The sequence below is a fragment of the Rubrobacter marinus genome (genome assembly GCF_011492965.1).
Lineage (GTDB): Bacteria > Actinomycetota > Rubrobacteria > Rubrobacterales > Rubrobacteraceae > Rubrobacter_F > Rubrobacter_F marinus.
Window position 1 is genome coordinate 1,658,506 of the sequence record NZ_CP045121.1, and the last position, 25,583, is coordinate 1,684,088.

Genomic DNA, 25,583 nt, shown 5'->3' on the forward strand with positions numbered 1-25,583 from the left:
TGTACTTTGTATACAGCGTATACGAAAGCGAAAATCGTGTCAAGAAAAGGTTGCTGACTCGCAAAGTCGGTTCAGAAGATAGGCCACGAAGGTTGGTGTGTTGTAACCAATATCGGCAATTTTGGTCCTGGGCGAGCCGCCGACCCGGCTCGGCAACTTGAATCGAGGCGACGACAAAGCGATATGAGCTTTGCGCGGGGAGGGTCAGGAGGCCTGCTGTGGACCAGATCGGGCAACCGTCAGGGTGCTCGGAAACTCAGGAGTGGCGTACCGACGGCGCTCACCTTCTGGCGCTGTTCGTGCTTATACTGGCGGGCGCGTACGTGGGCGTGGTGCTTCTCGGGGATCTCCGAAAGACCGAGGCATCCCTGAACGCCACGCTGCCCTGGTGTCCCCTTGTGCTTGTAGCGTCATGGCTCCTGGCGCTGCTCCTCTCGCAGTGGCTGCTCCTGCGTCGCGCGGGGGCGAGCCCGCGCCTGGATTCTTCGAACTTCCCTGTCCCGTTTGGCCTGCTGCGCGCCCCGGGACAGCGCGTTCCGCGCTGGGACTTCTCGCTGGCGTGCGCCCTGCCAGCCCTCTTCGCCTTCGCCGTTCTCCCTGCGTTAGCGGTGCTGCTGCCGTAGGGAGTCGGCGCCGGGGTGGTGGCGGGTATCGCGGGTGGCGTGTCCGTCTATCGACTGCGCTACGCGCTGCTCGCCCTCTTGATGCCCGGGGGCACGCCCGTCACAAGCGCGGTGCGAGAAGGATGGTCCGACACGGTGCTTGCCTCCGTTGTCGTGGAGGGCCTGCGAGCAGAGGGTGCCGCGCCCCCGCGCTGTCGTCCGTAGGGAGAGAGTTCGTACCGTACCGAGGGACAGGACCGGGGCGCGGGCGGCGAGGTTCGCGCCGGGTGCCCTGGCGTGCTATTTTGCCCGGCGTGGAAAGGTTCGTGGTCGCATGCGAAGGGAGAAGGAGAACGTGGCACTGGCACCGCTCACGATTATCGCCAAGCTCAAGGCCAAGCCCGGATCGGAGGATCGGCTCTACAAGGAGTGTCGCAAGCTGGTAGCGCCGACCCTCTCCGAGGAGGGTTGCATCAACTACGACATGCACCGCTCCGTCGAGGACCCCGGGATCATCATGTTCTACGAAAACTGGGAGACCAAGCCGCTCTGGGAGCAGCACATGGAGTCGTCGCACCTCAGCGAGTTCTCGGCCGCGACCGAGGACATGGTCGAGGTGTGGGAGCTGTTCCAGGGCGAGAAGGTCGAGGCCCAGGGCTCCTAAGGGGTAGGCCGGCGTGGCTCGCGCCCGCGGGCGCGAGCCACGCGTTGCGAAACACGCGGGGGGATGACGGATGAAGATAACGTTCTACGCGCACGCCAGCTTCCGGCTCGAGGCGGACGGGCTCTCGGTCGTCACCGATCCCTACACGCCGGGCCCGAAGCCGGGTTCGGGCTTCGATCCCATAGACGAGCCCGCCGATCTCGTGATCATGAGCTCGTCCATGGACGACTTCCACTCCGATCCCAGCCACGTGCGGGGCAGTCCCACCGTGGTGGACGCGCTCGAACTGCCGCCGGAGGGGACGGAGGTCAAGGGCGTGACGATCCGCCCGTTCCCGGCCATGGAGAGCCTGTCGTTCGACTTCCAGGGCGAGTTCGGTCGCCATCCGGACGCGAACGCCCTGTACCTGTTCACGCTCGGCGGGCTGCGCGTGCTGCACCTTGGCGACACCGGCAACCCGATCCCGCCCGAGCACCTCGACGCGCTGCACGGCAACGTGGACGTCATGTTCGCCCTCGCCGGCGCCCACGCCACGATAGCCTACGACGACCTCGACGCGGCGATAGGGGAGATCGGGCCGCGCGTGATCGTCCCGATGCACTACTACAACCCGCGCGGCTGGCTCCAGATCGAACCCGTCGAGTCGTTCTTGTCGCGCTACCCGGACGACACGATCACGCGCGTCGGCGGGCCGGAGATGGAGATCACCCCCGAGACGCTACCGGACCGACGACACATCTACGTCTTCGAGCAATCCCGCTGACGCGTCCCGGCGCGGCGGCCGGCGTCGGTGAGGGCATCGCCGCACGGACGCGCTACAAGGTCGCCTCGACGCCGGGCGGCCGTTGAACGACTGGTAGCCGTCCCTCGGACGCGTGGTGGGCCCCACCGAACGCGACGCAGCTTCGGGGGCGCGCAGGGTAGGATCCCGAAGCAGCGGAAGCCGCAGGGTGATGAGCTAGGAGGGAACATGGAAGCGTTGTACACCGCATCCGCGACGGCACACGGGGACGCAACGGCACGGTCGAATCTTCGGACGGCATCCTGGACCTGGACCTGACGATGCCGAAGGAGATGGGCGGGCCCGGGACGAAGGCGCCACCAACCCGAGCAGCTCTTCGCCGCCGGTTACTCCGCGTGCTTCGAGAACGCCCTGAGGCGCGTGGCCGGCCGGCAGAAGAAGAGCCTGGGCGAAGACACCTCCATAACGGCCAACGTCGGCATCGGACGGGACGGGAACGGCTTCGGTCTCAAGGTCGAACTGGTCGGGCACATCCCCGGTCTCCCGCGCGAGGAGGCGGAGGCTCTGATGCACGACGCGCACCAGGTCTGCCCGTACTCCAAGGCTACCCGGGGCAACATAGAAGTGAAACTCTCGGTGGCGGAGTAGCGGTCGAGGGACGGCGCGGGGACGGGCAAGGAGCAGGCCCGGCTCGGGGAGGCGGGCTCGCGCGGGCCGCGGCCCTGGCTCACGTCCGGAAGACCCTGTTTTCCTGCGGCCCCGATAGGTCCCGATTCCCCATGGCCAGCCCGACTCGCCCGCACCCGGGAGGTCGGGCTCTCGATAGAGGCTTCGGGCGGTCGCCGTCTCACACGGCCTCGTCCTCCGGGCGCTCGGGCCCGACGGAAGCCGCAGGTGTGTCTCCCGCCCCGGAACGAACAGGTGCTCCGAACCCCCCGACGGTTTCGCGCCCGGTCCTCGTGCCCCCGCCCGACGCTCCTCCGGACAGCCACAGCAAGCGCCCCCTCGAACGGGCGGTAGCTCTTGCGCTCCCAGACCAACTCCGCCGCTCTCGGCGCGTCGCGACCTCGACGGCTGCCGTGATGCGTTCGTGCTCCCCGATCGGGGCGCCGGAGTGGCTGTCGAACAAGATGGACTCCGGTGGCAGGACCGCCCGGAGGCTGGCGATAAACCCTTCGAGGTGACGCGGGCTTGCGGCCTCGTACACCGCGCGGCGCCGGGCGGCGTCCAGCTCGGCCGCGTCGGTTCGGGCGTCCCCGCCCGGACGGCCTCCCGTAGAGCGCCGTGCCGTCGGTGGATCTGCTACAACCGCTCCGCCGTGGCGCTCGGCGAAGAGCCCCGTCGCTACCGGTGCCGTTCGACCTCCTTCTTGCTGGCATGGGTCGTGCGAATGCGAGTCTGCACCAACGCCCCTCGAGGGAGAGAACATGGGACCGAGCGCCCGCTCTTGACGCAATTCTATTTTGTATAGAGAATATTTCTAATTCATAAAGGAGCGTGGAAGCCAAGGCAGTACGAGAAGTAACCTCTCGAATGAGGCGCAGCGCGATGCTCGCGCGGGTCGGGCTCGCGCTGCGTCGAAGGTCCCGCTCCGGTCCCGAGGTGGCCCAAAGCATGGAGCAGGGTGCAGAGTCATCGAGGAACGGCGTAAGGCGGATCGATTACCTCGTAGCTGTTCGCAGGCACGAGACGGGAAGGGAGCTTAATGGGGGCTGGTCGTGAGGGGCGGCTCGGTGGGAAGGTCGCTATCGTAACGGGCGCGGCGTCCGGGATCGGGCGCGTCTCGGCCGAGAGGTTCGCGGCCGAGGGGGCTCGCGTTGTGGTCGCCGACATAGACGCCGACGGCGCCGAGGGCGTGGCGGCGGGCATCGTGAAGGGTGGGGGCGAGGCGACGCACGTCCGCTGCGACGTCTCCCGGGCGGACGACGCGAGGGCGATGGTCGAGGCGGCGGTCGAGCGCTACGGCGGGCTCGACGTCCTCTTCAACAACGCCGGTTACACCAACCCCCCGCGCCCCTTCGGGGAGACGACGGAGGAGGAGTTGGATCGGTCGCTGGCCGTCAACGTCAAGGGGGTGTTCCTCTGCTCCCAAGCCGCGATCCCCGCGATGAGGGGACGGGGCGGCTCGATCATCGTTACGGCGTCGGTCATGGGCATGAGGACCCGTCCCGGGTTCACGGCCTACGCGTCGTCGAAGGCGGCGGCCATCCATCTCGCGCGGACGCTGGCGGTGGAGCTGGCCGGAGAGAACATCCGCGTCAACTGCCTGGCCCCGGTGGCCACCGACACGCCGATGCTCAACACGTTCATAGGGGATCGGGACCCCGAGGAGGGGCGGGCGGCCTTTATCTCGACGATCCCGCTCGGGAGGCTCGCTACCCCTTCGGACGTCGCTTCGGCGGCGCTGTACCTGGCCTCCGACGAAGCGGCGTACATCACGGGGACCGTCCTCCCCGTGGACGGCGGTCGCAGCATATAGCGGGAGAAGGGACGATGCCGCGGCGTGGCAACCGGTAAGGAGCAGCCGTCCGGGCCGGATCGGCCGTAAGGGGTCGTGCAGCGAACCGTTGTAGTAGTGGTCGAAATATGCCGCCCGAGGTTTCGGGCAGGTTAGGAGGAAGCGTGCGGGAGATCCCAGCCGAGAAGATCGTCGAGGCCGTCCGCGACCTGTGCATCGAGGCGAACACGGAGCTTCCGCAGAGCCACCTCGCCCTGATGCGCCGGGCGCTGGAGGATGAGGAGTCGCCGCACGGGCGCGAGGTGCTTCAGAGGCTCCTGCAGAACGCCGACGTCGCCAAGGAGCGGTGCGTGGCGTTCTGCCAGGACACCGGCTACGCCGTCTTCTTCGTCGAGATGGGGAGCGGCGTGCGCATCGCGGACGGCGAGATCGGCGAGCTCATCGACGAGGGCGTGAGGCGCGGCTACGACGAGGGCTACCTCAGAAAGTCCATCGTCCGCAGCCCCGTCGACCGGGTCAACACCGGCGACAACACTCCGGCGATCGTCTACCACGAGCCGGTGGCGGGGGACGGCTTCAAGCTCACCATGCTCGTCAAGGGCGCCGGCTGCGACAACATGAGCGCCCTGAAGATGCTCACCCCCGCGGAAGGCGTGGAGGGGATGAAGAGGTTCGTCGTCGAGACCATCGAGAAGGCGGGGCCGAACGCGAGCCCGCCGGTCACGGTGGGCGTCGGGATCGGGGGCCGTTCGAGAAGGCGGCGATGCTCGCCAAAAAGGCCCTGACGCGCCCCTCCGGCGAGCCTAACCCCGACCCCGAGCTCGCGAGGCTGGAAGGGGAGATCCTGGACGGGATCAACGCGACGGGCATCGGTCCCGCGGGCTACGGCGGCACGCAGACCGCCCTGTGCGTCCACATCGAGAGCTTCCCGACGCACATCGCCTCGTTCCCGGTCGCGGTCAACCTCGACTGCCACTCCCACCGCACCGCCTCGACGGAGCTGTAGGCGCATGGCCGACGAGATCCGCCTCGAAGCCCCGTTGATGAGAGAAGGCAACGAAGCCCTCAAGACCGGCGACGTCGTGCTGCTCTCGGGCGTCCTGTACACCGCCCGCGACGCCGCCCACGCGAGGATGAAGGAGGCGATAGAGAACGGAGACGATCTGCCCTTCGACCCGGAGGGGCAGATCGTCTACTTCACCGGCCCCGCCCCGGCGCGGCCCGGACACGCCATCGGCCCGGCGGGCCCCACCACCGCCTCGCGGATGGACCCCTACTCGCCCTTGCTGGTCGAGCGCGGGCTAAAGGGGATGGTCGGCAAGGGGCTGCGCTCCGAGGCCGTGCGCGACGCGATGCGGGAGCACGGCTGCGTCTACTTCGGGGCGGTTGAGGGGACGGCGGCGCTGCTGGCCGACAGGGTCAAGGATGCCGAGGTCGTGGCCTACGAGGACCTCGGGGCAGAGGCGATCAGAAGGCTCGTGGTCGAGGACTTCCCGGTGATCGTCGTCAACGACCTGCACGGCGGCGACCTCTACCTGGAGGGGCGCGAACGGTGGCGCAAGAGAGCGCCCGTGGGGGAAGGATCTTGACCGGCGAAACTTCTCGGGAGGGTGGGAGCCAGATGCTGCCGCTGGAAGGGATCACGGTGGTCTCGCTGGAGCAGGCCGTCGCCGCCCCCTTCGCCACCCGACAGCTCGCCGACCTCGGCGCCCGCGTCGTCAAGGTCGAGCGCCCAGGCGCCGGCGACTTCGCCCGCTCCTACGACGGGACCGTCAACGGCATGTCCAGCCACTTCGTCTGGCTCAACCGCTCCAAGGAGTCCCTCGCCCTCGACCTCAAGCAGGACGCCGCCAAGGGGGCGCTGCGCAGGCTCGTGGCCGGGGCGGACGTCTTCGTGCAGAACCTCGCCCCGGGCGCGGCCGAACGGCTCGGCTTCGGGGCGGAGGCGCTGAGGGGGGAGGACCCCGGCCTGGTGCACTGCTCGGTCTCCGGCTACGGCGGGGGCGGCCCCTACACGGAGAAGAAGGCCTACGACCTTCTGGTGCAGTGCGAGGCCGGGCTCGTCTCGATCACCGGCACGGAGGAGGCCCCCTCCAAGGTCGGCATCTCCGTGGCGGACATAGCGGCCGGGATGTACGCCTACTCGGGGGTGCTCTCGGCCCTGTTCCGGCGCGGGAGGACGGGGGAGGGGGCGACGATCGAGGTGTCGATGCTGGAGGCCTTGGGCGAGTGGATGGGCTTCCCGGCCTACTTCTCCGGCTACGGCGGCGAGGAGCCGAGGAGGAGCGGGGCGAGCCACGCGGCGATAGCGCCCTACGGCCCGTTCGCCTGCTCCGACGGCGGGGTCGTCTTCCTCGGGGTGCAGAACGAGCGGGAGTGGGAGCGGTTCTGCGGCGGGGTGCTGGGGAGGGAGGGGATGGCAGGGGACGAACGCTTCGAGACCAACTCCAAGCGCGTCGAGAACCGCGACGCGCTTCGCGCCGAGATCGAGGGCGCCTTCTCGGGTCTCCCCGCCGAGGAGGCCGTGGGGAGGCTGGAGGGGGCGGGGATCGCCAACGCGAGGATGCGCGACGTGAAGGGCTTCCTCGACCACCCGCAGCTCGAAGCGCGCGGGCGCTGGCGGGAGTTCGGCTCTCCGGTGGGCCCCCTGCGGGCGCTCCTGCCGCCGGCGACGCTCGCGGGGACGGAGCCGGTGATGGGGCCGATCCCCGGGGTCGGGGAGCACAACGGCTCGATCCTCGAGGAGCTCGGCTACGGGGACGCGGAGATCTCGGCCCTGGCGAACTCGCAAAACGGGGCTTCGGCGTGACGTCCGCACGGAGGGCGGCCGTCGCGCGGTGGCTCGCGGTTCGCCAGGAAGGGAGGTAGGGTTCGATGCGTTTGCACTCCGCCCCAAAATCCGGGAACGGCTACAAGGTACGGCTGCTCCTCGGGCTCATGGGCGAAGGCGTGGAGGTGATCGACTACAACACCAGAGGCGGCGAGACGCACTCCCCGGGGTTCCTCGGGAACGTTAACCCGGACGGCAGGGTCCCGGTTCTAGAGCTCGACGACGGGACGACGCTCCCCGAGTCCGGCGCGATCATGCTCTTCTTCGCCGAGGGGACGCCTTACCTTCCCGGCGACAGGGTCGAGCGGGCGCAGATCTTTCGCTGGATGTTCTTCGAGCAGTACAGCCTCCTGCTCTACCTCTCGAGGCCCCGGCTGTGGAAGATGTGGGAGGTCGAGATTACCGAGGTCAGGGAGGCGCAGCTCGCGGAGATCTTCGAGCAGGGCTACCGGGCGCTGGGGGTGATGGAGCGCCACCTCGAGGGCCGCGAGTTCTTCGTCGGGGAGCGCCCGACCGTCGCCGACGTCGCGCTCTACGCGTACCCGCGCGTGTGCGACGAGGGAGGCTACGAGCTCGGGGACTACCCAAACGTACGCGCCTGGCTCGAGCGCGTCGAGGCCCTCCCCGGATACGTGCCGCCGCCCGGTCGGGCCTGATCGGCCAGCGAACCACCAAAAGGACCGTCAGGACCGAAGCAATAGGAGGAAGGGATGAGCAAGGTAAAGATGGAGAGCTACCCCGCCATAATAGGTGGGGAGAAGGTGAACGGTAAGGGGACGTTCGAGGACCTGGACCCGTCCACCGGGCAACCCTTCGCCGAGGTCGCCCGCTGCGGCGAGGCCGAGATAAACCAGGCGGTGGAGGCGGCGCGCGAGGCCCACGAGAAGACGTGGCGCCGGACGACGCCGGCCGAGCGAGCTAGGGTCCTGCACAATATAGCCGAGCTTCTGCGCCGGGATCACGAGGAGCTCGCCAGGCTCGAGAGCACGGACACCGGCAAGCCCCTGACGCAGACGCGCGCCGACGTGGCCGTGGCCGCGCGGTACTTCGAGTTCTACGCCAACACCATCGAGTCGTTCTACGGGGACACGATCCCGACGCAGCAGGGCGTCTTCGCGTACACGCTGCGCGAGCCCTTCGGGGTAGCGGCGCAGATTATCCCGTGGAACTACCCGATCCAGATCGGCTGCCGCTCGGTGGTGCCGGCGCTCGCGACCGGGAACTGCTGCGTGATGAAGCCCGCCGAGGAGGCCCCGCTCACGCCGATCAAGGTCGGGGAGCTGGCCCTGGAGGCGGGGCTGCCGCCGGGGGTCCTGAACGTCGTGCCGGGCTTCGGGGAGGAGGCCGGGGCCCCGCTCTCCGCCCACAAGGGGATAGACCACCTCGCCTTCACCGGCTCCCTGGAGGTCGGCCAGATCGTGAGCAGGGCCGCCGCCGAGAACGTCATCCCCGTGACCCTGGAGCTCGGCGGCAAGTCGCCGAACGTCGTCTTCGCCGACGCCGACCTAGACGGCGCGATCCCGATCGTCGTGAACTCCATTATCCAGGCCGCGGGCCAGACGTGTGCCGCCGGCTCCAGGCTCCTCGTCGAGCGGAGGGTCCACGACGAGGTGCTCGAGAGGGTTGCCGAGCGGTTCAAGGGCATCGAGATAGGCCCAGGGCTGGAGGATCCGGACCTCGGCCCGATCATCTCCGAGGAGCAGCTCGAGCGGGTAGACGGCTACGTACAGCAGGGGAAGGGCGAGGCGCAGCTTTTGGCGGGCGGCGACCGCGCGCGGGGGGACAGGTTGGGCGGCGGGTACTTCTTCGAGCCCACCCTCTTCGGCGGGGTCTCGCACTCCGACAGGCTGGCGCAGGAGGAGGTGTTCGGCCCGGTCTTGGTCGCGACTCCCTTCGACGACCCCGAGGAGGCGGCCTGGATGGCGAACGCCACGGACTACGGCCTCGTCGCGGCGGTGTGGACGCGCGACGTCTCCAAGGCGCACCACCTCGCGCAGGAGATCAGGGCGGGGCAGGTCTTCGTCAACACCTACGGCGCCGGCGGCGGGGTCGAGCTGCCCTTCGGCGGCTTCAAGAAGAGCGGCCACGGCCGCGAGAAGGGCTACGAGGCCCTCTACGAGTACAGCCAAATCAAGACCGTCGCGATCAAGTACGGCAAGTAGCCCGACCGGAGGAGGGGGAGCACATGGAGAGCGTCGGCGGAGAAGGCGTCGGGTCGAGTTCCTCGATAACGAAGGTCGCTACCGCGAGCTTTATCGGTAGCGCCATCGAGTGGTACGACTTCTTCCTCTACGGAACGGCCGCGGCGCTCGTGTTTCCGGCCCTGTTCTTCCCGGGCTTCAGCGCGCTCGCGGGGACCCTCGCCGCGTTCGCCACCTTCGGGGTGGCCTTCGTGGCCCGCCCGATCGGCGGCGTGGTGTTCGGCCACTACGGGGACAAGGTCGGCCGCAAGGCCATGCTCGTCGTCACCCTCCTGATCATGGGCCTCGCGACGTTCTTTATAGGGCTGTTGCCGTCGTTCGAGACGATCGGCGTGCTGGCTCCGATCCTGCTCGTGCTCTTGCGCTTCGCTCAGGGGTTCGGCGTCGGCGGGGAGTGGGGCGGGGCGGCGCTCATGGCCGTCGAGCACGCGCCACCCGGCAGGCGCGGCTTCTACGGGTCGTGGCCGCAGCTCGGGATCCCGGCCGGGCTCCTGCTCTCGACGGCGGTCTTCTCCGCGGTCTCCGCGCTACCGGACGAGCAGTTCCTCACGTGGGGGTGGAGGATTCCGTTCCTTCTCTCCATCGTGCTCGTCGGCGTGGGGCTCTTCATCAGGCTCAAGATCATGGAGACGCCGTCCTTCTCCCGGGTCAAGGAGACCCACACCGAGGCGCGCATGCCCATCTTGGACGTCTTAAGTGCCTACCCCAGGGCCGTGCTCCTCGCCGCCGGGGCCCGCTTCGCGGACAACGTGCTCTACTACGTCTTCGCGACCTTCGTGCTCACCTACACCACCTCCCAGCTCGGTCTGCCCCGGAGCGTGGCCCTGATCGGGGTCCTGATCGCCTCGGGGCTGGAGCTCGTCACGATGCCGGCGTTCGGGTCTCTCTCCGATCGCGTCGGCCGGCGGCCGGTCATCGTCGGGGGCGCGATCGCGATGATGCTGCTCTCCTTCCCGTTCTTCTGGCTCGTCGACACGGGGAACACGCTCCTGATCTGGCTGGCGATCGTGCTCGCCCTGGCGGTGAGCCACGCCGCCGTGTTCGGCCCGATTGCGGCCTTCTTCGCGGAGCTGTTCGACACGCGGGTGCGCTACTCCGGGACCTCGGTGGGCTTCCAGCTCGGTGCCGTCGTGGCGGGCGGGCCGACGCCGTTTATCGCCACCGCCCTGCTGGTGTGGTCGGGCGGGGACCCCTGGCCGATCTCGCTCTTCGCCTTCGCGGCGGGGCTGGTGACGCTCGTCTCCGTTCTTCTTGCCGCGGAGACGTTCCGAACCGACCTGGAGGAGGAGAAACCCCGCGAACGCGAGGGCGTCGCGACCTCGTGACGCCCTCGCGCAGACGGAGCTGACGCCGACGGGCCTCGGGCGCGTTCACCGAGCGCGCCCGAGGCCGGAACGTCGAGCTTGCCCGCCCCGGGCTATCTCTACCTCTCGCTGGACGGCCTCGGTCAACAGGAGCTCGTCGGCTCTCTATTCGAACTTACGTGTTCGCATCATATTCCGGGCTTCAGGGAAACCGCCCAAGGTAGCTCTACCTGATTCAGCGGCGGGGGGTCGACCTACGAACGCAAGCGCCGATACGTGTTCGTTGCCTGGAGCAACCGCGCGGCTCAACGCGGATCATGTACCCCGGCCGTCGACTCGAAGGCCGCTTCGCCGGCGATCCTGCCCAGGACCGCGGCGGCCAGGAGGCCGTTGCCGCTGGAGTATCCCTTGTGACTCTTGCCGCTGACCCCGACCGCCGTGCCGCCTCCCGCGTGGAGGCCGGGTATCGGCGAGCCGTCGGGACGGACCACACGTGCGCGGGCATCCACTTTCAGGCCACCCTGGGTGTGGAAGAGCGCGCCGCGGACGTGGATGGCGTAGAAGGGCGGCTCCAGCGGTCCGCTGGCGAACGCCTGCCTCCCGAACGGGTCTTTCTGCTCTCCGCGGGCGACCCGGTTGACCTGCTCGACCGTCTCGGAGAGCGCGTCCGTCGGTAGGCCGAGGGACCCGGCGAGGTCTTCCAGGCTCTCGAAGGGCAGGACCTTGCCGGCACTCACGACCTCTTCGAGGCGCGTCTCCCTGGAGGCCTCGAAGACCTCTTCGTCGAAGACCTCCCACGCCTCTCCTCCGGGTTGCGAGAGGACGGCGGCGGCGTACTCGGAGTAGCCGACGGTCTCGTGGCCGAAGCGGCGTCCTTCGCGGTTGACGAGGATGGCGCCGTTCACCACCACGCCCCAGGTGACGAGCGGACCGTCCGGGGCGGCGACGGAGGCGTGGCCCTGGTATGAGCCCATGCAACTCACGGCGGCCCCGAGCTCCGTTCCCCACCGGATCCCCTCCCCGGTGTTGTTCGGCGAGCCGAAGTAGAGGGCGCTCGCCGCCTCGGGGCCGAGGTACTCCCTGACCATCTCGCGGTCTGCCCCGAAGCCGTTGAGTGCCAGAACGACGGCCTGGGCCTCGACGTCGCCCCTTGCGTCCGGACGCCGGTTACCCGGCGCCCGTCGTAGATGAGCCCCGTCGCCGGGAGGCCCGGCCGGACCTCGATGCGGCGGTCGTCGCGGACGGCGTCCTCCAGCTGCCCGCGAGCGTGGCCCCGTAACCCTCCCTCGGCCCGTGCATGCGGTAGACGCTCTGGCCGGGGTAGAGGAAGTCCGTGTGGCAGATCATCTCGCAGCCCACCTCGTCGGCGAGCCACTCGATGAGGGGTGCGGCCTCCTCGCAGAGCAGGCGGGTCATGGCCGGGTCGCTCTCGTGGTCGTTCTTCTCGAGTATGTCCCGGGCCATGAGCTCGGGCGTGTCGTCGAGGATGCCCGCCTCCCTCTGGAAGCGGGTCCCGGCGGCCGGTATGAGGCCGGTCGAGCGCACGGTGTTGCCGGCGGGTTCCCGGCCCTTCTCCAGCAGGATCACCTGGGCCCCGCGCTTCGCCGCCGCCAGCGCGGAGATCATTCCGCACGCCCCCGCTCCCACCACCACGATGGGCGGCGCCGCGTCACCCCCCGCCGGGGCCCCGCTAACCACTCCGGTTCAGGAGATCGTGAGCGGGCGGTCGGCGGCGAGGGGGCGCTTGAGGTAGGCCCCGCTCGCCGGCCCGACGGTCTCCCCGTCGGCGAAGACGGTCTTGCCCCGCAGGATGGTGCGGACGGGCCAGCCTGCGAGCTCCATCCCCTCGAAGGGCGTGTGGTCCTGGGCCGAGAGGAGGCGCTCCGTGGTCACGGGATAGGTCGCGTCGAGGTCCACGACGGCGATGTCGGCGTCGGCGCCGATCGTCAGGGCGCCCTTGCTCGGGGCGAGGCCGTAGGCCTTCGCGGGGTTCGTGGCGACGAGGTCCACCACCCGCTCCAGCGAGAGGCCGCGCCTCATGCCCTCGGTGAGCATGAACGGGTACACGAGGGCGGTGCCGCCGAAGCCCGGGAGCGCGCTCCAGAGCTCACCCTCCTTGTGCTCCTCCGAGCAGCAGGCGTGGTCGGAGCAGACCCAGTCGATCTCGCCGTTTTTCACGCCTCGCCACAGGGCTTCCACGTCGGACTGGGCCCGAATGGGCGGGTTGACCTTGCCGCGCTGGTCGTTGTAGCTCTCGTAAGTGAGCGCCAGGTGGTGCAGCGTCGTCTCGAGGCGGGCGTCGAGCTCCGGGTGCTGGCGCTTGAGCTCCACGGCGGCCCCCAGCGCCTCCTCGCTGGAGAGGTGCAGCAGGTTGACCGGGCAGCGGGTGTGGCCGGCCAGCACCCCGACCTCCGCGACGGCCAGGTGCTCGGTGAGGGTCGGCCTGGAGGCGCTGTACGCCTCCAATCCGGTCAGCACCCCTTCCTGCTTGACGCGCTCCGTGAAGATCCTGATAAGCTCGGGCTGCTCGCAGTGGATGGAGAGCGAGACGCGCGACCCGTCGGTGCGTTCCCCTTGAGCCTCCACCACCTGTTCCATGATCTCGAAGAGGTGCCCGAGGTCGTAGTTCTCACTCATCGTGTAGCCCCTGGCGTCGCTCGACGCCCCCGAGAGGTCCAGGCCCTTGTAGAACATGTAGTACTTGAAGGAGCAGACGCCGTCCTCCGAGACGAGCCTGCTTATCTCCCCGACCTGATCCCGGACCATCGGCGCCAGGTGGTAGCCGTAGTCCACGTACGAATGCCCGCCCGTAGCCTGCAACACCTCCGGGTAGATCTCCGCGTAGGGCCCGCTCTTCTCCAGGTAGTGGCTCCCCGTCCTGAAGTAGCTGATGATGCTCGTCACCCCGCCGACGAGCGACGAGGCCGTCTCGCTCTTCGTATCCTCGGTGATGTTGCGGTAGATGCCGAGGTGGAAGTGCGGATCGACCGCCCCCGGCAGGACGAGCCTGCCGGATGCATCCACGACCTCGTCCGCGTCCCCCGCGGAGAACCCTTCCCCGATCGCGACGATCCTGCCGTCCTTCACGCCCACGTCCGCGCGCACCGCGCCGTGCCCCGGCAGAACGGCCGTGCCCCCCAACACCACGCTATCAAAGCGACCCACCCTCGACCCCTTCCCCTCGTACCCCAGCCCATGAACTGCCGAACCGTGTTCCTTTAAGCGGAACACATGCCTTTGCTACACCCGAAACTTAGCACGGTATTCGGCCGCGGGTCAACGTACTTGCACGCAGAAACGTCGGCAGGCATCATGTGTGCCAGGGCGAAGACGGGGAAGGGAGTGGAATACCGTTTCTTCTAGCGGAACAGATGGGGAGCAGAGGGCGGCGTCCGGCACGGTCTCCGCCGATCGGGTGGCCGACGTGCTCCTGACCTTTGCGGGGACGGGGGGGCGTTGGGGGTCAGCGAGGTGTCGCGGCGGCTGGGGTTGAGCAAGGCCGTGGTCCATCGCATCTTGCGCTCGCTCGTCTCGCGGCGCCTGCTCGCCGTCGACGAGGGCGGCGGGAGGTATCGTCTCGGGCCGGCGGCCGCGACGCTGGGGGCCCGCGCCCTGCGCGACCTCGATCTGCGGGAGAACGCGTTGCCGGTCTTGAGGAGGTTGCAAGGGGAGACGGGGGAGACGGCCACCGTCTCGGAGCTCGTGGGCGTCTCGCGCGTGTACCTCGACCAGATCCCGAGCCTCCAGGAGATAAAGATGACCGTCGAGATCGGGCGCCCCTTCCCGTTGCACGCCGGGGCTTCGAGCCGGGCCATTCTGGCCTCCGCGCCGGCGGACTTGCGGCGCCAGATCATCGACGGCCCCTTGAGCGCGCTCACGCCGAAGACGATCGTGGACAGGGGTGAGCTCGAGGCGGAGCTGGCGCGCAACGCGCGGGAGGGGGTGGCCGCCTCCTTCGGCGAGCGGCAGCCGGGGGCCGCCTCGGTCGCCGCCCCGCTGCTCGCCGCGGACGGGCACGCGATCGGCTCGATCAGCGTGTGCGGGCCGGTGGATCGGTTCGGGGAGGAGACGGTGCGGCGCCTGCGTTCCCTGGTGCGCGACGCGTCGCGCGAGGTCTCCCGCAAGCTCGGGTGGCAGGGCGAAAAGGAAGAGGAGTAGAGGGTGGACGGTCGCAAGGCGCTCGACGGGGTAAAGGTCATAGACGCGGCGACGCTCTTCGCGGGGCCGCTCGCCGCGACCGTGCTGGGGGACTTCGGGGCGGAGGTCCTGAAGGTCGAGCACCCCAGAGGGGACCCGGCGCGGACGCACGGCTACGACAGGGACGGGGTCGGGCTCTGGTGGAAGATGCTCGGCCGCAACAAGCGTGCCGTCACCCTGAGCCTGAGCAAGCCCGAGGGGCAGGAGATCTTCAAGGAGCTCGCCCGCGGCGCCGACGTCGTGATCGAGAACTTCCGGCCGGGCACCCTCGAGCGGTGGGGCCTGGGCTACGACGAGCTCAAGGAGGAGAACCCCGGGCTCGTCCTCGCCCGCGTCACCGGCTTCGGGCAGAAGGGGCCGTACAGGAACCGCCCCGGCTTCGGCACCCTGGCGGAGTCGATGAGCGGCTTTGCCCACGTGACGGGCGAGCCCGACGGGCCGCCGACCCTCCCGCCGTTCGGGCTCGCAGATGGGATCGCGGCGCTCGCCACCGCGTTCGCCGTGCTCACGGCGCTCAGGGCGCGCGACGCCACGGGCCGGGGGCAGGTCGTGGACCTCGCCATCTTCGAGCCCATCTTCACCGTCCTGGGTCCGCAGCCCACGGTCTACGATCAGCTCGGCGTCGTCCAGGAGCGCAACGGCAACCGCTCCGTCAACAACGCCCCGCGCAACACCTACCGGACAAAGGACGACCAGTGGGTCGCCATCTCCACGAGCGCCCAGAACATCGCGGAGCGCGTGATGCGCCTCGTAGGCAGGCCGGAGTACATAGAGGAGCCCTGGTTCGCCAAGGGCTCCGAGCGGGCCAAGCACGCCGACGAACTCGACGAGGCGGTGGGCTCCTGGATCTCCGGGCGCACCCGCGACGAGGTCGTGGACGCCTTCGAGGAGGCCGGCGCCGCCGTCGCCCCCATCTACAGCATCGAGGACATCATGGAGGACCCCCAGTACAAGGCCCTCGAGACCATCATCAGCGTGGCCGACCCCGAGCTCGGCAGCGTCAAGATGCAGAACGTCCTGTTCAGGCTCTCGGAGACCCCCGGCGAGGTCAGGTGGTCCGGCCCGAGGCTCGGGGAGCACAACGAGGAGGTCTACGGCGAGCTCGGCATGGAGAGGCCCCGGCTGGAGGAGCTCGCCGAGAAGGGCGTCGTGTGAAGGTCGGGGGGGCGCCGGTCCGGAGCTACCTCTACGTCCCCGCCAGCGATCCGGGACGGGTCGAGAAGGCCCTCGCCTCCGAGGCCGACGCCGTGGTCCTCGACCTGGAGGACGCCGTACCCGCCGGCCGGAAGGGGGAGGCCCGCGAGAACGCGGCCGAGGTGCTCCGATCCGGCCCCCGAAGCCCGTCGTAGTGCGCATAAACGCGGCCGGTTCCGCGCTGGCCGAGGAGGATCTGGCCGCGGTGGTCGGGGCGAACCTCTCGGGGCTCCGGCTCCCGAAGACGGAGGCGGCGGACGGGGTGAGGCGCGTCGCCGAAGCGCTGGAAGGCTCGGGGTCCGGGGCGGTCGTGCAGTGCCTGATCGAGTCCGCGTTAGGGCTCGAGCTCGTCTTCGAGATCGCGCGCTCCCACGCCAGGGTCGCGGGCGTCGGCCTCGGGGAGGCGGACCTGGCCGCGGACCTCGGCGCGCGCGGGGACGCGGGGCTCTTCTACGCGCGCTCGCGGCTGGTCGCCGCCTCCAGGGCGGCGGGCCTCCCCGGCCCGGTTCAGAGCGTCTACACGAGCGTGCGGGACCTCGACGGCCTGCGCCGCACGACCGAGGAGGGGAGAGACATGGGGTTTTTCGGGCGCTCGGCGATACACCCGGCGCAGGTTCCCGTCATCAACGAGGTGTTTACGCCGACGGAGGACGAGATCTCCGGGGCGGAGGATCTGCTGGCCCGGCTGGAGGAGTCGGCGGGGCGGGGCACCGGCGCCTTCGTGCTGGAGGACGGCCGGTTCGTGGACGAGGCCGTGGTCGCGAGCGCCCGCGCCACGCTGAACCTCGCCCGCCGCGCGCCGGAGGCAACCGGGGGGGAGGCCCTGTGAGCGGGCTGCTCGAGGCGCTGGCGCAGGGGGCGGAGGTCTTCGACCTCGCGCAGCCCCTCTCCGCCCAGACGCCCTCCTCGCCCAACCACCCCGGCTTCAAGATGTCGCTCATGCGGCGTCACGGGGATTCCGTCCGCGAGGACGGCAGCTCGGCGGCCAACGAGATGATCGTCACCGGGGGCCACGTCGGCACCCACGTGGACGCCCTCGCCCACGTCTCCTACGAGGGCAAGCTCTACGGCGGGGTCTCGGCCGAGGACGCCCAGCGCGGCGGGCGCTTCTCGGAGCTCGGGGTGGACCGGATCGCCCCGATGGTCTGCCGCGGCGTCCTCCTCGACGTGGCGGGCCTGCACGGCGCCGAGACGCTGCCCGGCGGCTACGGCGTCACGGAGGACGACCTCTCCGCGGCGGCGGAGAAGGCCGGGGTGGAGGTCCGCGCCGGGGACGTCGCGCTGGTCCGAACCGGCTGGGCCGCGAACTTCGGGGACGCGGAGGCCTTTCTCGGGCACGAGACCGGCGTCCCGGGACCGACGGAGGGGGCGGCGCGGTGGCTCGCCGGCAGGGGGGTGCGCGCGACGGGCGCCGAGACCATAGCCTACGAGCAGATAAAACCCGAGGTGGGGCACGCGCTCCTGCCCGTGCACCGGCTGCTACTCGTCGAGGAGGGCGTACACATCATCGAGGTGATGAACCTGGCCTCACTCGCCGCCGCCGGGATCGGCGAGTTCCTCTTCGTCCTCGCCCCTCTGAACATCGTCGGCGGGACCGGCTCGCCGGTGCGCCCCCTCGCGGTGGCTTCGGCGTGAGCGGGGGGACCGTGCTCGGCGAGGTCTCCCGCTTCGCGGCACGGGTGCGAGACGGGGGGATCGAAGACGGCATCCTGCGCGACGCCCGAAGGCGAGTCACCGACATCGTCGGGATAGCGCTCGCCGCGAGCGGCATGGAGCCGGCCCGCGTGATCCGCGAGGTCGTCGAGGGCTGGGGCGGGAAGGGCCGGGCGGGCGCCGTTGGGGGCGGCAGGTACCCGGCGGCGAGCGCCGCCCTCCTCAACGGCACGCTCGCCCACGCCCTCGACTTCGACGACACGCATCTGCCGTCCGTCCTCCACCCTTCGGCGGCGGTCGTCCCGGCGGCTCTCGCCGCAGCGGAGGCGGCCGGGGCTTCGGGGAGGGAGACCCTCGCGGCGGTCGCGGCCGGCGACGAGCTCGTCGTGCGGGTCGGGATGGCAGGGTACGACCCGAAGCTCGGAAACTCGGTCTTCTTCGAGAAGGGCCTGCACGCGACCTCCATCGCCGGCACCCTGGGGGCGGCGCTCGCCGCGGCGATGCTCTACGGGCTCGACGAGGAGGGGATCGGGCACGCCGTCGCGATCTCCGCGAGCATGGGCGCGGGCATCATAGAAGCGAACCGCACCGGGGGAACCGTCAAGCGCATACATTGCGGCTGGGCCGCCCACGCCGGGGTGGTCGCCGCCGAGATGGCCCTCCACGGGCTCACGGGGCCGCCCACCGTCTTCGAGGGCAGGTTCGGCTTCCTGCAGGCCTACCTCGACGACAGGGCCGACGCGGGGGTCATCACGCGGGGCCTCGGCGAGGATTGGGAGCTCCCTCGGGTCTTCTTCAAGCCGTACCCGGCGAACCACTTCACCCACGCCGGGATGGACGCCGCCATGAAGCTGCGGCGGGAGGGGCTGGACCCGGGCGAGATCGAGGAGATGGAGCTTGGCGTCGCGCCGCCCGTGCTGCGCACCATCGCGCAGCCCGAGGGGGAGAAGGCGCGCCCGAAGACCGGGTACGCGGCGCAGTTCAGCGGCCCGTTCACCGTCGCGACCGCGCTCGTCGGGGGCGGGGGACTCGGCGTCTCCCTCGACGACTTCACGGACGAGAGCGTGAAGGAGCCCTTGAAGCTCGACCTCGCCGCGCGCGTGCGGTGCGTCGCCGACGAGGAGTGCGAACGCGTCTTCCCTAACCAGTTCCCGGCGGTCCTGCGCGTCCGCCTCAAGGGCGGTGAGGAGCGGGAGGCGAGGGTCATGCACAACCGCGGCGGGCCCGAGAACCCGCTCTCCGACGAGGAGCTAGAAGTCAAGTTCCGGGACAACGCCGGGCGCGCGCTCCCGGAGGACGGGGTCGCGGAGATCGAGGGGGCCTTGCGGAATCTGGAAGGCTCCGGGGACGTGGGGGAGGTCGTGCGGCTCGCGGGCGGGGGGAGGGGCATGGGTTGAGACCGTAGTGAGGACCTGGCAACGGACGCCGGCGCGCGCCGGCGGGAAGGAGAAGCGCTGTGGAAGCATTGGGCGGAGAACACACCGGGGAGCGCACCTCGGTCCGGCAGGTCGTGACGGCCAGCCTCGTGGGGACGACCATCGAGTGGTACGACTTCTTTATCTACGGGACGGCGGCGGCCCTGATCTTCAACCAGCTCTTCTTCCCGGGCTCCGAGCCGCTGACGGGCACCCTGCTCGCCTTCGGGACCTACGCGGTCGGCTTCGCCGCCCGGCCGTTGGGCGGGATCTTCTGCGGCCACTTCGGGGACAAGATCGGGCGCAAGTCCATGCTGGTGATGACCCTGGTCGTCATGGGGATCGCGACGTTCGCGATCGGTCTCCTGCCGACCTACGCCGCGATAGGGGTGTGGGCCCCGATCCTGCTCGTGGTGCTGCGCTTCTTGCAGGGCTTCGCCGTCGGCGGCGAGTGGGGCGGCGCGACGCTGATGGCCGTGGAGTACGCGCCCCCCGGCAGGCGCGGCTTCTACGGGGCCTGGCCCGGCATGGGCATCCCGGCGGGGCTCGTGCTCGCCACGGCCGTCTTCTCCCTCTTCCAGACGCTGCCCGAGGAGCAGTTTCTCGCGTGGGGCTGGCGCGCGCCGTTCCTCCTGAGCATCATCCTCGTCGCGGTCGGGCTCTTTATCCGGCTCAAGATCTTGGAGACCCCGGCGTTCGAGCGGGTGAGGGAGTCCTCGGGGGGCGTCTCCAGGCTGCCCATAGTCGAGGTGCTGCGGAACTACTGGCGGAGCATCCTGCTCACGATGGGCGCCTTCTTCCTCCTCAACGGCGGCTTCTACATCGCCGTCACCTTCATGCTCACCTACGGCACGCAGACCGTCGGGGTCGAGAACAGCACCATGCTCACCGGCGTCCTCATCGCCGCGTGCGTCCAGATCGTGGCGATAGGCTTCTTCGGGGCGCTCTCGGATAAGCTCGGCCGGAGGCCCGTGTACCTGGGAGGCGCCATCTTCCTCGGGCTCTTCTCCTTCCCGCTGTTCTGGATGGTCAACACCGGCAACGCGGTCGTGATCTGGCTGGCCCTCACCCTGGCCGTCGCCTCCCTGGGCGCGATGTACGGGCCCATGGGCGCCTTCTTCTCCGAGCTCTTCGACACGAGGGTTCGCTACTCCGGGGCGTCCCTGGGCTACCAGGCGGCCTCCGTCTTCGCCGGCGGCCTGGCGCCGTTCATCGGGATCGCGCTCCTCAGCCGCTACGGCTACCCGGCGGTCGCCCTGTACATGATCGGCATGGCCGTCATAACCATCGTCGCCGTTTACCTCGCCACGGAGACCTACCAGCGCGACCTCAACGGCGACGACAACGACGCGGAGCAGCAGGGGGTCGCCGGCAGGAACGTCGTGCGCGGCTGAGGGGCGGGGGACTCCCCGGCCGCGCCGTCCGAAGCGTGTCGAGGAAGGTGCTAGTAGCATGCCGGGTGAAGGGACCTTCGGGAAAAGGGGGACGAATGCCCAGCAACGACGAGATTTGCCGGATGGAGGCTACGGAGCTGGCCGGGCGCGTGCGCGGGGGGGAGCTCTCGCCGGTGGAGGTGGTGGACGCGGTCCTGGAGAGGATGGAGAAGCTGGAGCCTAAGCTCCACGCCTTCTGCACCCCGACGCCGGAGATGGCCCGCGACGAGGCGCGGCGCCTGGAGCGCGAGATCTCCGGGGGCCGGGACCCGGGGCCGCTGGCCGGCGTCCCGGTCGGCATAAAGGACCTGCACGCCGTGAAGGACGTACGGATGGCTTTGGGCTCCCACGCGTATAGGGACTTCGTCCCCGACGAGGACGACGTGGCGGTCGAGCGCCTCAGGGAGGCCGGGGCGATCATCCTCGGCAAGACCAACGTCCCCGAGTTCGGGTACTCGGGCGTCGGGCACAACCCCGTCTTCGAGACCACCACCAACCCCTGGGACACGAGCAAGACGCCGGGCGGCTCCAGCGCGGGCTCGGGGGCCGCGGTGGCGAGCGGCATGGGCCCCATAGCCCTGGGCAGCGACGGGGGCGGCTCGGTGCGCATCCCGGCGAGCTTCTCGGGCCTCTTCGGGATGAAGGCCTCGATGGGGAGGGTGCCGCTCTACCCGAGCTGCCGCGACGAGCGCTACCCCGGGGCCTCGGGCTGGGAGTCCCTGGAGCACATAGGGCCCATGAGCCGCACCGTGCGAGACGGCGCGCTCATGCTCTCGGTCATGGCCGGGCCGGACGATCGCGACCGCCACTCCCTCCCGAGGGAGACGCGCTTCGACCCGGTGGCGGCGGCGCGGGAGGGCCTGCCCCGGGGCCTGCGCGTCGCCTACAGCCCCGACTGGGGCTACGCGGCGGTCGACCCGGAGGTGCGCCGCGTGGTCGGGGAGGCGGCGAGGGTCTTCGAGGACGACCTCGGGTGCACGGTCGAGGAGGCGCACCCCGGGTTCGAGGACCCCTTCGGGGCGTTCTGGGGGCTCGTCCTCATGGAGACCGACCTCAAAGGCATGCGCGAGATGGCCGCGGAGCTCGGGGAGAAGATGTCGCCGCACCTCGCCGCGGTGCTCGAGCAGGACTGGAAGGCCGAGGACTTCACGGACGCCGTGATGACGCGCAAGCACGTCTACAACAAGATGTGGCGCTTCATGCGAGGCTACGACCTTTTGCTCACGCCGACGCTGGCCGTGCCGCCGTTCGAGACGGGCATCCAGGGCCCCGAGGTCATCGACGGGCGGGAGGTCCCGAACACCTACTGGCTCTCGTTCACCTTCCCGATCAACATGACCGGGCAGCCCGCCGCCACCGTGCCCGCCGGGTTCACGGAGGACGGCCTGCCGATCGGCCTGCAGATCGTGGGCCGCCACCTCGACGACGCGCTGGTCTTGAGGGCCTCCGCCGCCTTCGAGGGGGCGAGGCCGTGGAAGGATCGCTGGCCCGTCGGGCTTCTGGAGGGGGCGGGCTTGTAGGACGCCGCGCGGCCTTCGGCTGGCCGGGTGCCGAGGCGCGTTGCGGTGCCGGCACCACGAAGCTCTCGTACGCGGACAGTCGGAGGCCCAAAGTCCAGGCCCCGAGAACGGAATCGGCGCCCCCGTCCGACCGGGACGGGGGCGCCGCTATCGTCGATCCGTGGCGTTACCGGGACGCTTACCCGAGCTCCGAGTGCCTCCGAGCGATGCGGGCGCGGTGGGAGACGCGATCGTCGGCCGCCAGCCCGGGGTTCTGGCCCTCGAGGATGTCCAGCCTCGTGATCGTCCGCTCTATGCCGTCGTTCACCCGGCGCAGCCTCTCCTCCCAGTGGCGCTCCTCGAAGGAGCCGGGCTCCATCCCGCCCTCTTCGCGCGTGCGGCGGAGGTGCTCGGCGAGCTCCACGTAGCCCCGGTAGTTCTCCAGGTACTTGTCGTAGTGCTTGCGGAACACGTCGACGGAGGCGTTGCGGCCGCGGGCCGGCTGCGACGGCGTCGACCCGGCGACGGCATCGTCGGGGTGCGGATACCTGACCCCGAGGCGCGGTTTCGCGTCCTTGAGCGGGGGACCGTCGGCGGGCTTGCGCGTGGAGGTCTCGAGGAAGCCCGCCGGCGCGACCCTCCCGTCCTCGCGGACGTTGCGGTTCGGCGACGTCTCCAGCCCCGCGGGATCGTAGGACTCGCGGCGATCCTTCGCCGTCCCGACCGCGGCGGGCAGGGCGCTCTCCCTCCGGGTCTCCCGCAGCTCCGCGAGCTCCCGCCTCAGGCGCTCGATCTTCCGCTCGGCGTCCCGGTGCGCGCGGCGCTCGCGCTCGAGCTCATCCGATACCTCTCGCTGCTCGTCCGTCGGCACCCCGAGAAGGCGAAACTGGCCGTTGCGGAGCCGCTCCATGCGCTCCTCGGCGAGATCCACGTACCTTCGCACGGCGCGCAGGGCGAGGGCGGCGACGACGATGGTCGCGGCGTCGAGGACGACGAGGGAGGCGGCGCAAACGAAGAGCAGTATCTCGATCATATCCAGTATCTCCCGGAGCAAAAACTTCTCTTGACGTCGTGCTCCCCCCTGACGGCGCTTATAGCAGCGTACGTGGTCTAAGGCAAGCGGAGGCTCGTGGGCGCCGCGGCCCGCGTCCGCAACATGTGGGGCGTCGGTGTTCTCGAGAACGCGACCCACGGTACCCTGAGAACTTACGCGCGCGATGAACCGATCCGTCCTCGATCCGGTCGCTCTTGCGAGCATTACGGGACACGCCGAAACTTCGGGCCTTTGCGCGAGCGAGTGCGACCGCCTATCGTCGCCGCTCCGCCGGACGCGCGGTCTACTCCTCACGGCAACTGCTCGGCCCTGCTGATCGGGGCCGCGCGCAACGCGGGGTGCCGTGTCCTGTGGGGCATGCGAGGCCAATTCTCTCCGACTTCGGGTCGAGACCTCGCCAATAAGTCGTTGACGCCAGCGTGCAATCGGCCCCGCGGATTCGAAGTGTATTGACACAGACCTGGCCGATACCGCTGAGCCTGTTCGGCGTGTGCGGGTGTCCAATAGCCGCCCGGCATCCGCACATCGGTTAATCGTGCAAGACGAGTCGGTCGATGAGCGTGTCGAGGAGGTGCGGTGGCCAGGGGAATAGGGGTGCCCTCGGTCGGAGTTCGGCGAGTCCGTGGAGGGCGACCCAAAGGGCGGTGGCGTCCTCGAAGGAATCGGTACTGGTGGAGCCTTCGGCCTCCGAGCACGCGCTGACGGTACTCACGAGGATGTCGAAGGCGTCGTTCCCGATCATCGCGGCATCGTCCGCCACGCCGGGGGCCTTTAGCGCTTCCGCGTGGTCCCAGACGCCTTTGAACATGGCTCTGTAGCGCTGCGGCCATCGGGCTCCGAATTCGATGTAGGCGACGCACACGGCCTTGAGTTGCGCCACGGGGGCGGGGCCGGCCTGTTCGCGGGCGGAACGCAACCGCTCCTCGAGAGCCGCGAACGCCTCTTGAAGGACCGCGAGCAGTATCGAATGCCTGTCCGGGAAGTGCATGTAGATCGACGGCGGAGTGATGTCGATCTTGCGCGCGATGGCCCGAAGGGTCACGGCCTGTTCGTTCCCGCTTTCGTCGAGCAGGTCGGCGGCGGCCCGCACGATGTCCCGACGCAGCCGCTGGCCCTCGCCGCGCGGGTTGCGCGCCCGTTTCTTGTTCCCGTCCATGGTCGTCACTATACATGTGTAAACTCATGTGTTAAACTAACGATCGAAAGCTTACAACCGTAAACTTCCGTGGTTGTACATCCCCGTCTACACAAGGAGAGCCATGTCCGAGAGAGCCAAGAGTCAGATTCCGCGTCGCCCCGGCGGCATCACGGTGCTTGCCGCCACGGCCGTCGCGTTGGTCCGCGCCTCCGCCCTCGCCGCGACACCGCTGCTGCCCGCGCCTGCGGCCTTCGCGCCCGAGACGGAGTCGGCATGAAGCTGGGCGTGCTGGGGGCCAGTGGCCGCACCGGCATTCAGATCGTGCGGCAGGCGCTGGACGACGGCCACCAGGTCACGGTACTGGTCCGTAGCCCGGCCAAGCTGGGCGAGTTCGAGGATCGCGTGCGGGTGATCCAGGGCGACGCGACGGACGCGGCGGCGGTTGGGCGGCTGGTAGATGGGCAAGATGCGATTCTGAACGCCCTGGGCCACATCAAGGGCGGGGCGCCGGACCTGGCGGCCGTCAACGCCCGCCACCTGGTCGCGGCCATGCGAGAGCGCGGCGTGAGGCGCGTCGTGGTGCAAAGCGGGGCCGGCATACGGGTGGCGCAGGACCACCCCGGTTTCAGCGGGCGGGCCATCGCCTGGGCCCTCGAGCGCCTGATCGCGGCGCAGGTGGCCGGTGGCCGCGCGCAGATGGCCGTGCTGCAAGATGCGTCCGATCTGGAGTGGGTCATCGTCCGCGCAACGACGCTCACCGACGGACCGCTGACGGGCACCTACCGCCTGGGCTACCCGGCCCGCGGTCCGGGCGCCAAGATCAGCCGCGCCGACGTCGCGCACGCCATGCTGGGGCAGCTGACGCGCGACGAGTGGTTGGGGCAGGCGCCGGCCATACAGTATTAGAGTCGAGGGGTCAGACCCCGCCATAGAAGCGGGCTCCGTAGGGCTTTTGGTGAAGCGAAGAAGTTCGCCGGGCCGATGCCCCGTTAGGGCAACTCGACGGCCCCGACAAGCACTAGCGAAGCGTCACTAGCGCATGCTAAACGGGCGCGGATCGGCGCGTTCCGTCTTGCCCTGGCCCATCTTCACCAAGATGCCGACAGAGCCCGCGGCTATGAGACCGTCTGAAAATTGTCATGCACGATCATGGTCGTCTTCTTCGACGAGACTCCTCGTTATATGCCACTCGACGGCTC

Annotated in this window: 22 protein-coding genes and 3 pseudogenes; 20 read left to right on the plus strand and 5 right to left on the minus strand. The window is 69.6% G+C overall.

Features of this window, described 5'->3' with window-relative positions:
• Positions 1–218 precede the first annotated feature (218 nt).
• The 11 genes and pseudogenes from GBA65_RS08425 to GBA65_RS08475 all read left to right on the plus strand — a co-directional run bounded on the left by GBA65_RS08425 (position 219) and on the right by GBA65_RS08475 (position 10,822).
• A complete protein-coding gene (locus GBA65_RS08425; RefSeq protein WP_166396194.1) occupies positions 219–623 on the plus strand; it encodes a hypothetical protein in 405 nt (134 codons plus the stop codon).
• A gap of 334 nt (positions 624–957) precedes the next feature.
• Positions 958–1,266, plus strand: a complete 309-nt coding sequence (locus GBA65_RS08430; RefSeq protein WP_207956252.1) for a putative quinol monooxygenase — start codon at positions 958–960, stop codon at positions 1,264–1,266.
• A 70-nt stretch (positions 1,267–1,336) separates the two neighbouring features.
• Positions 1,337–2,029: an MBL fold metallo-hydrolase gene (locus GBA65_RS08435; protein WP_166396196.1), complete on the plus strand. Its 693-nt coding sequence runs from the start codon at positions 1,337–1,339 to the stop codon at positions 2,027–2,029.
• 207 nt (positions 2,030–2,236) lie between these two features.
• A pseudogene (locus GBA65_RS26280) lies at positions 2,237–2,656 on the plus strand (organic hydroperoxide resistance protein).
• 1,057 nt (positions 2,657–3,713) lie between these two features.
• The gene (locus GBA65_RS08445; protein WP_166396197.1) at positions 3,714–4,487 is read left to right on the plus strand and encodes an SDR family oxidoreductase; all 774 of its coding nucleotides are present in this window, start codon (positions 3,714–3,716) and stop codon (positions 4,485–4,487) included.
• A 143-nt stretch (positions 4,488–4,630) separates the two neighbouring features.
• A pseudogene (locus GBA65_RS08450) lies at positions 4,631–5,472 on the plus strand (fumarate hydratase).
• A gap of 4 nt (positions 5,473–5,476) precedes the next feature.
• Entirely contained in the window at positions 5,477–6,055 is a 579-nt protein-coding gene (locus GBA65_RS08455; protein WP_166396198.1) for a Fe-S-containing hydro-lyase, read from the plus strand.
• 32 nt (positions 6,056–6,087) lie between these two features.
• The gene (locus GBA65_RS08460; RefSeq protein ID WP_166396199.1) at positions 6,088–7,275 is read left to right on the plus strand and encodes a CaiB/BaiF CoA transferase family protein; all 1,188 of its coding nucleotides are present in this window, start codon (positions 6,088–6,090) and stop codon (positions 7,273–7,275) included.
• A gap of 65 nt (positions 7,276–7,340) precedes the next feature.
• Positions 7,341–7,952 carry a glutathione S-transferase family protein gene (locus GBA65_RS08465; protein WP_166396200.1) on the plus strand — a complete coding sequence of 204 codons (612 nt, stop codon included), beginning with the start codon at positions 7,341–7,343 and terminating at the stop codon, positions 7,950–7,952.
• A gap of 54 nt (positions 7,953–8,006) precedes the next feature.
• Positions 8,007–9,458: an aldehyde dehydrogenase family protein gene (locus tag GBA65_RS08470; protein ID WP_166396201.1), complete on the plus strand. Its 1,452-nt coding sequence runs from the start codon at positions 8,007–8,009 to the stop codon at positions 9,456–9,458.
• A 23-nt stretch (positions 9,459–9,481) separates the two neighbouring features.
• Complete coding sequence (locus GBA65_RS08475) at positions 9,482–10,822, plus strand: MFS transporter (RefSeq protein WP_166396202.1); 1,341 nt, start codon at positions 9,482–9,484, stop codon at positions 10,820–10,822.
• 284 nt (positions 10,823–11,106) lie between these two features.
• On the opposite strand, the gene GBA65_RS08480 is transcribed toward GBA65_RS08475, so the two are convergent.
• From GBA65_RS08480 to GBA65_RS08490, 3 genes are all read right to left on the minus strand, one after another.
• Positions 11,107–11,889 (minus strand): FAD-dependent oxidoreductase, encoded by a 783-nt coding sequence (locus tag GBA65_RS08480; RefSeq protein WP_407691052.1) that lies wholly within the window; start codon positions 11,887–11,889, stop codon positions 11,107–11,109.
• Between the two features lie 79 nt (positions 11,890–11,968).
• A complete protein-coding gene (locus GBA65_RS08485; RefSeq protein WP_166396203.1) occupies positions 11,969–12,427 on the minus strand; it encodes an FAD-dependent oxidoreductase in 459 nt (152 codons plus the stop codon).
• Between the two features lie 78 nt (positions 12,428–12,505).
• On the minus strand, positions 12,506–13,966 hold the full coding sequence (locus GBA65_RS08490) for a dihydroorotase (protein WP_166396204.1): 1,461 nt from the start codon (positions 13,964–13,966) through the stop codon (positions 12,506–12,508).
• Positions 13,967–14,257: 291 nt separating this feature from the next.
• Here GBA65_RS08490 and GBA65_RS08495 point away from each other — a divergent pair, with 291 nt between their 5' ends.
• The 7 genes and pseudogenes from GBA65_RS08495 to GBA65_RS08525 all read left to right on the plus strand — a co-directional run bounded on the left by GBA65_RS08495 (position 14,258) and on the right by GBA65_RS08525 (position 22,213).
• Positions 14,258–14,959 (plus strand): IclR family transcriptional regulator, encoded by a 702-nt coding sequence (locus GBA65_RS08495; RefSeq protein ID WP_166396205.1) that lies wholly within the window; start codon positions 14,258–14,260, stop codon positions 14,957–14,959.
• 3 nt (positions 14,960–14,962) lie between these two features.
• Complete coding sequence (locus tag GBA65_RS08500; protein ID WP_166396206.1) at positions 14,963–16,153, plus strand: CaiB/BaiF CoA transferase family protein; 1,191 nt, start codon at positions 14,963–14,965, stop codon at positions 16,151–16,153.
• Positions 16,150–17,021, plus strand: a pseudogene (locus GBA65_RS08505) (HpcH/HpaI aldolase/citrate lyase family protein). The gene GBA65_RS08500 and the pseudogene GBA65_RS08505 overlap by 4 nt, the downstream one beginning before the upstream one ends.
• Entirely contained in the window at positions 17,018–17,827 is an 810-nt protein-coding gene (locus GBA65_RS08510) for a cyclase family protein (protein ID WP_166396207.1), read from the plus strand. Before GBA65_RS08505 ends, GBA65_RS08510 begins: the two are co-directional and overlap by 4 nt.
• Positions 17,824–19,242 (plus strand): MmgE/PrpD family protein, encoded by a 1,419-nt coding sequence (locus tag GBA65_RS08515; protein WP_166396208.1) that lies wholly within the window; start codon positions 17,824–17,826, stop codon positions 19,240–19,242. The genes GBA65_RS08510 and GBA65_RS08515 overlap by 4 nt, the downstream gene beginning before the upstream one ends.
• Positions 19,243–19,301: 59 nt before the next feature.
• Positions 19,302–20,654: an MFS transporter gene (locus GBA65_RS08520; RefSeq protein ID WP_166396209.1), complete on the plus strand. Its 1,353-nt coding sequence runs from the start codon at positions 19,302–19,304 to the stop codon at positions 20,652–20,654.
• 122 nt (positions 20,655–20,776) lie between these two features.
• The gene (locus tag GBA65_RS08525) at positions 20,777–22,213 is read left to right on the plus strand and encodes an amidase (protein WP_166396210.1); all 1,437 of its coding nucleotides are present in this window, start codon (positions 20,777–20,779) and stop codon (positions 22,211–22,213) included.
• A gap of 178 nt (positions 22,214–22,391) precedes the next feature.
• Here the strand turns inward: GBA65_RS08525 and GBA65_RS08530 are convergent, their stop codons facing one another.
• Complete coding sequence (locus GBA65_RS08530; RefSeq protein ID WP_166396211.1) at positions 22,392–23,225, minus strand: hypothetical protein; 834 nt, start codon at positions 23,223–23,225, stop codon at positions 22,392–22,394.
• Between the two features lie 550 nt (positions 23,226–23,775).
• Positions 23,776–24,402: a TetR/AcrR family transcriptional regulator gene (locus GBA65_RS08535; protein ID WP_166396212.1), complete on the minus strand. Its 627-nt coding sequence runs from the start codon at positions 24,400–24,402 to the stop codon at positions 23,776–23,778.
• 103 nt (positions 24,403–24,505) lie between these two features.
• On the opposite strand from GBA65_RS08535, the gene GBA65_RS08540 reads away from it, so the two are divergent.
• Positions 24,506–24,661, plus strand: coding sequence for a hypothetical protein (locus tag GBA65_RS08540; RefSeq protein ID WP_166396213.1), 156 nt, complete (start codon positions 24,506–24,508; stop codon positions 24,659–24,661).
• Entirely contained in the window at positions 24,658–25,290 is a 633-nt protein-coding gene (locus GBA65_RS08545) for an NAD(P)-dependent oxidoreductase (protein WP_166396214.1), read from the plus strand. The genes GBA65_RS08540 and GBA65_RS08545 overlap by 4 nt, the downstream gene beginning before the upstream one ends.
• Positions 25,291–25,583: the final 293 nt, after the last annotated feature.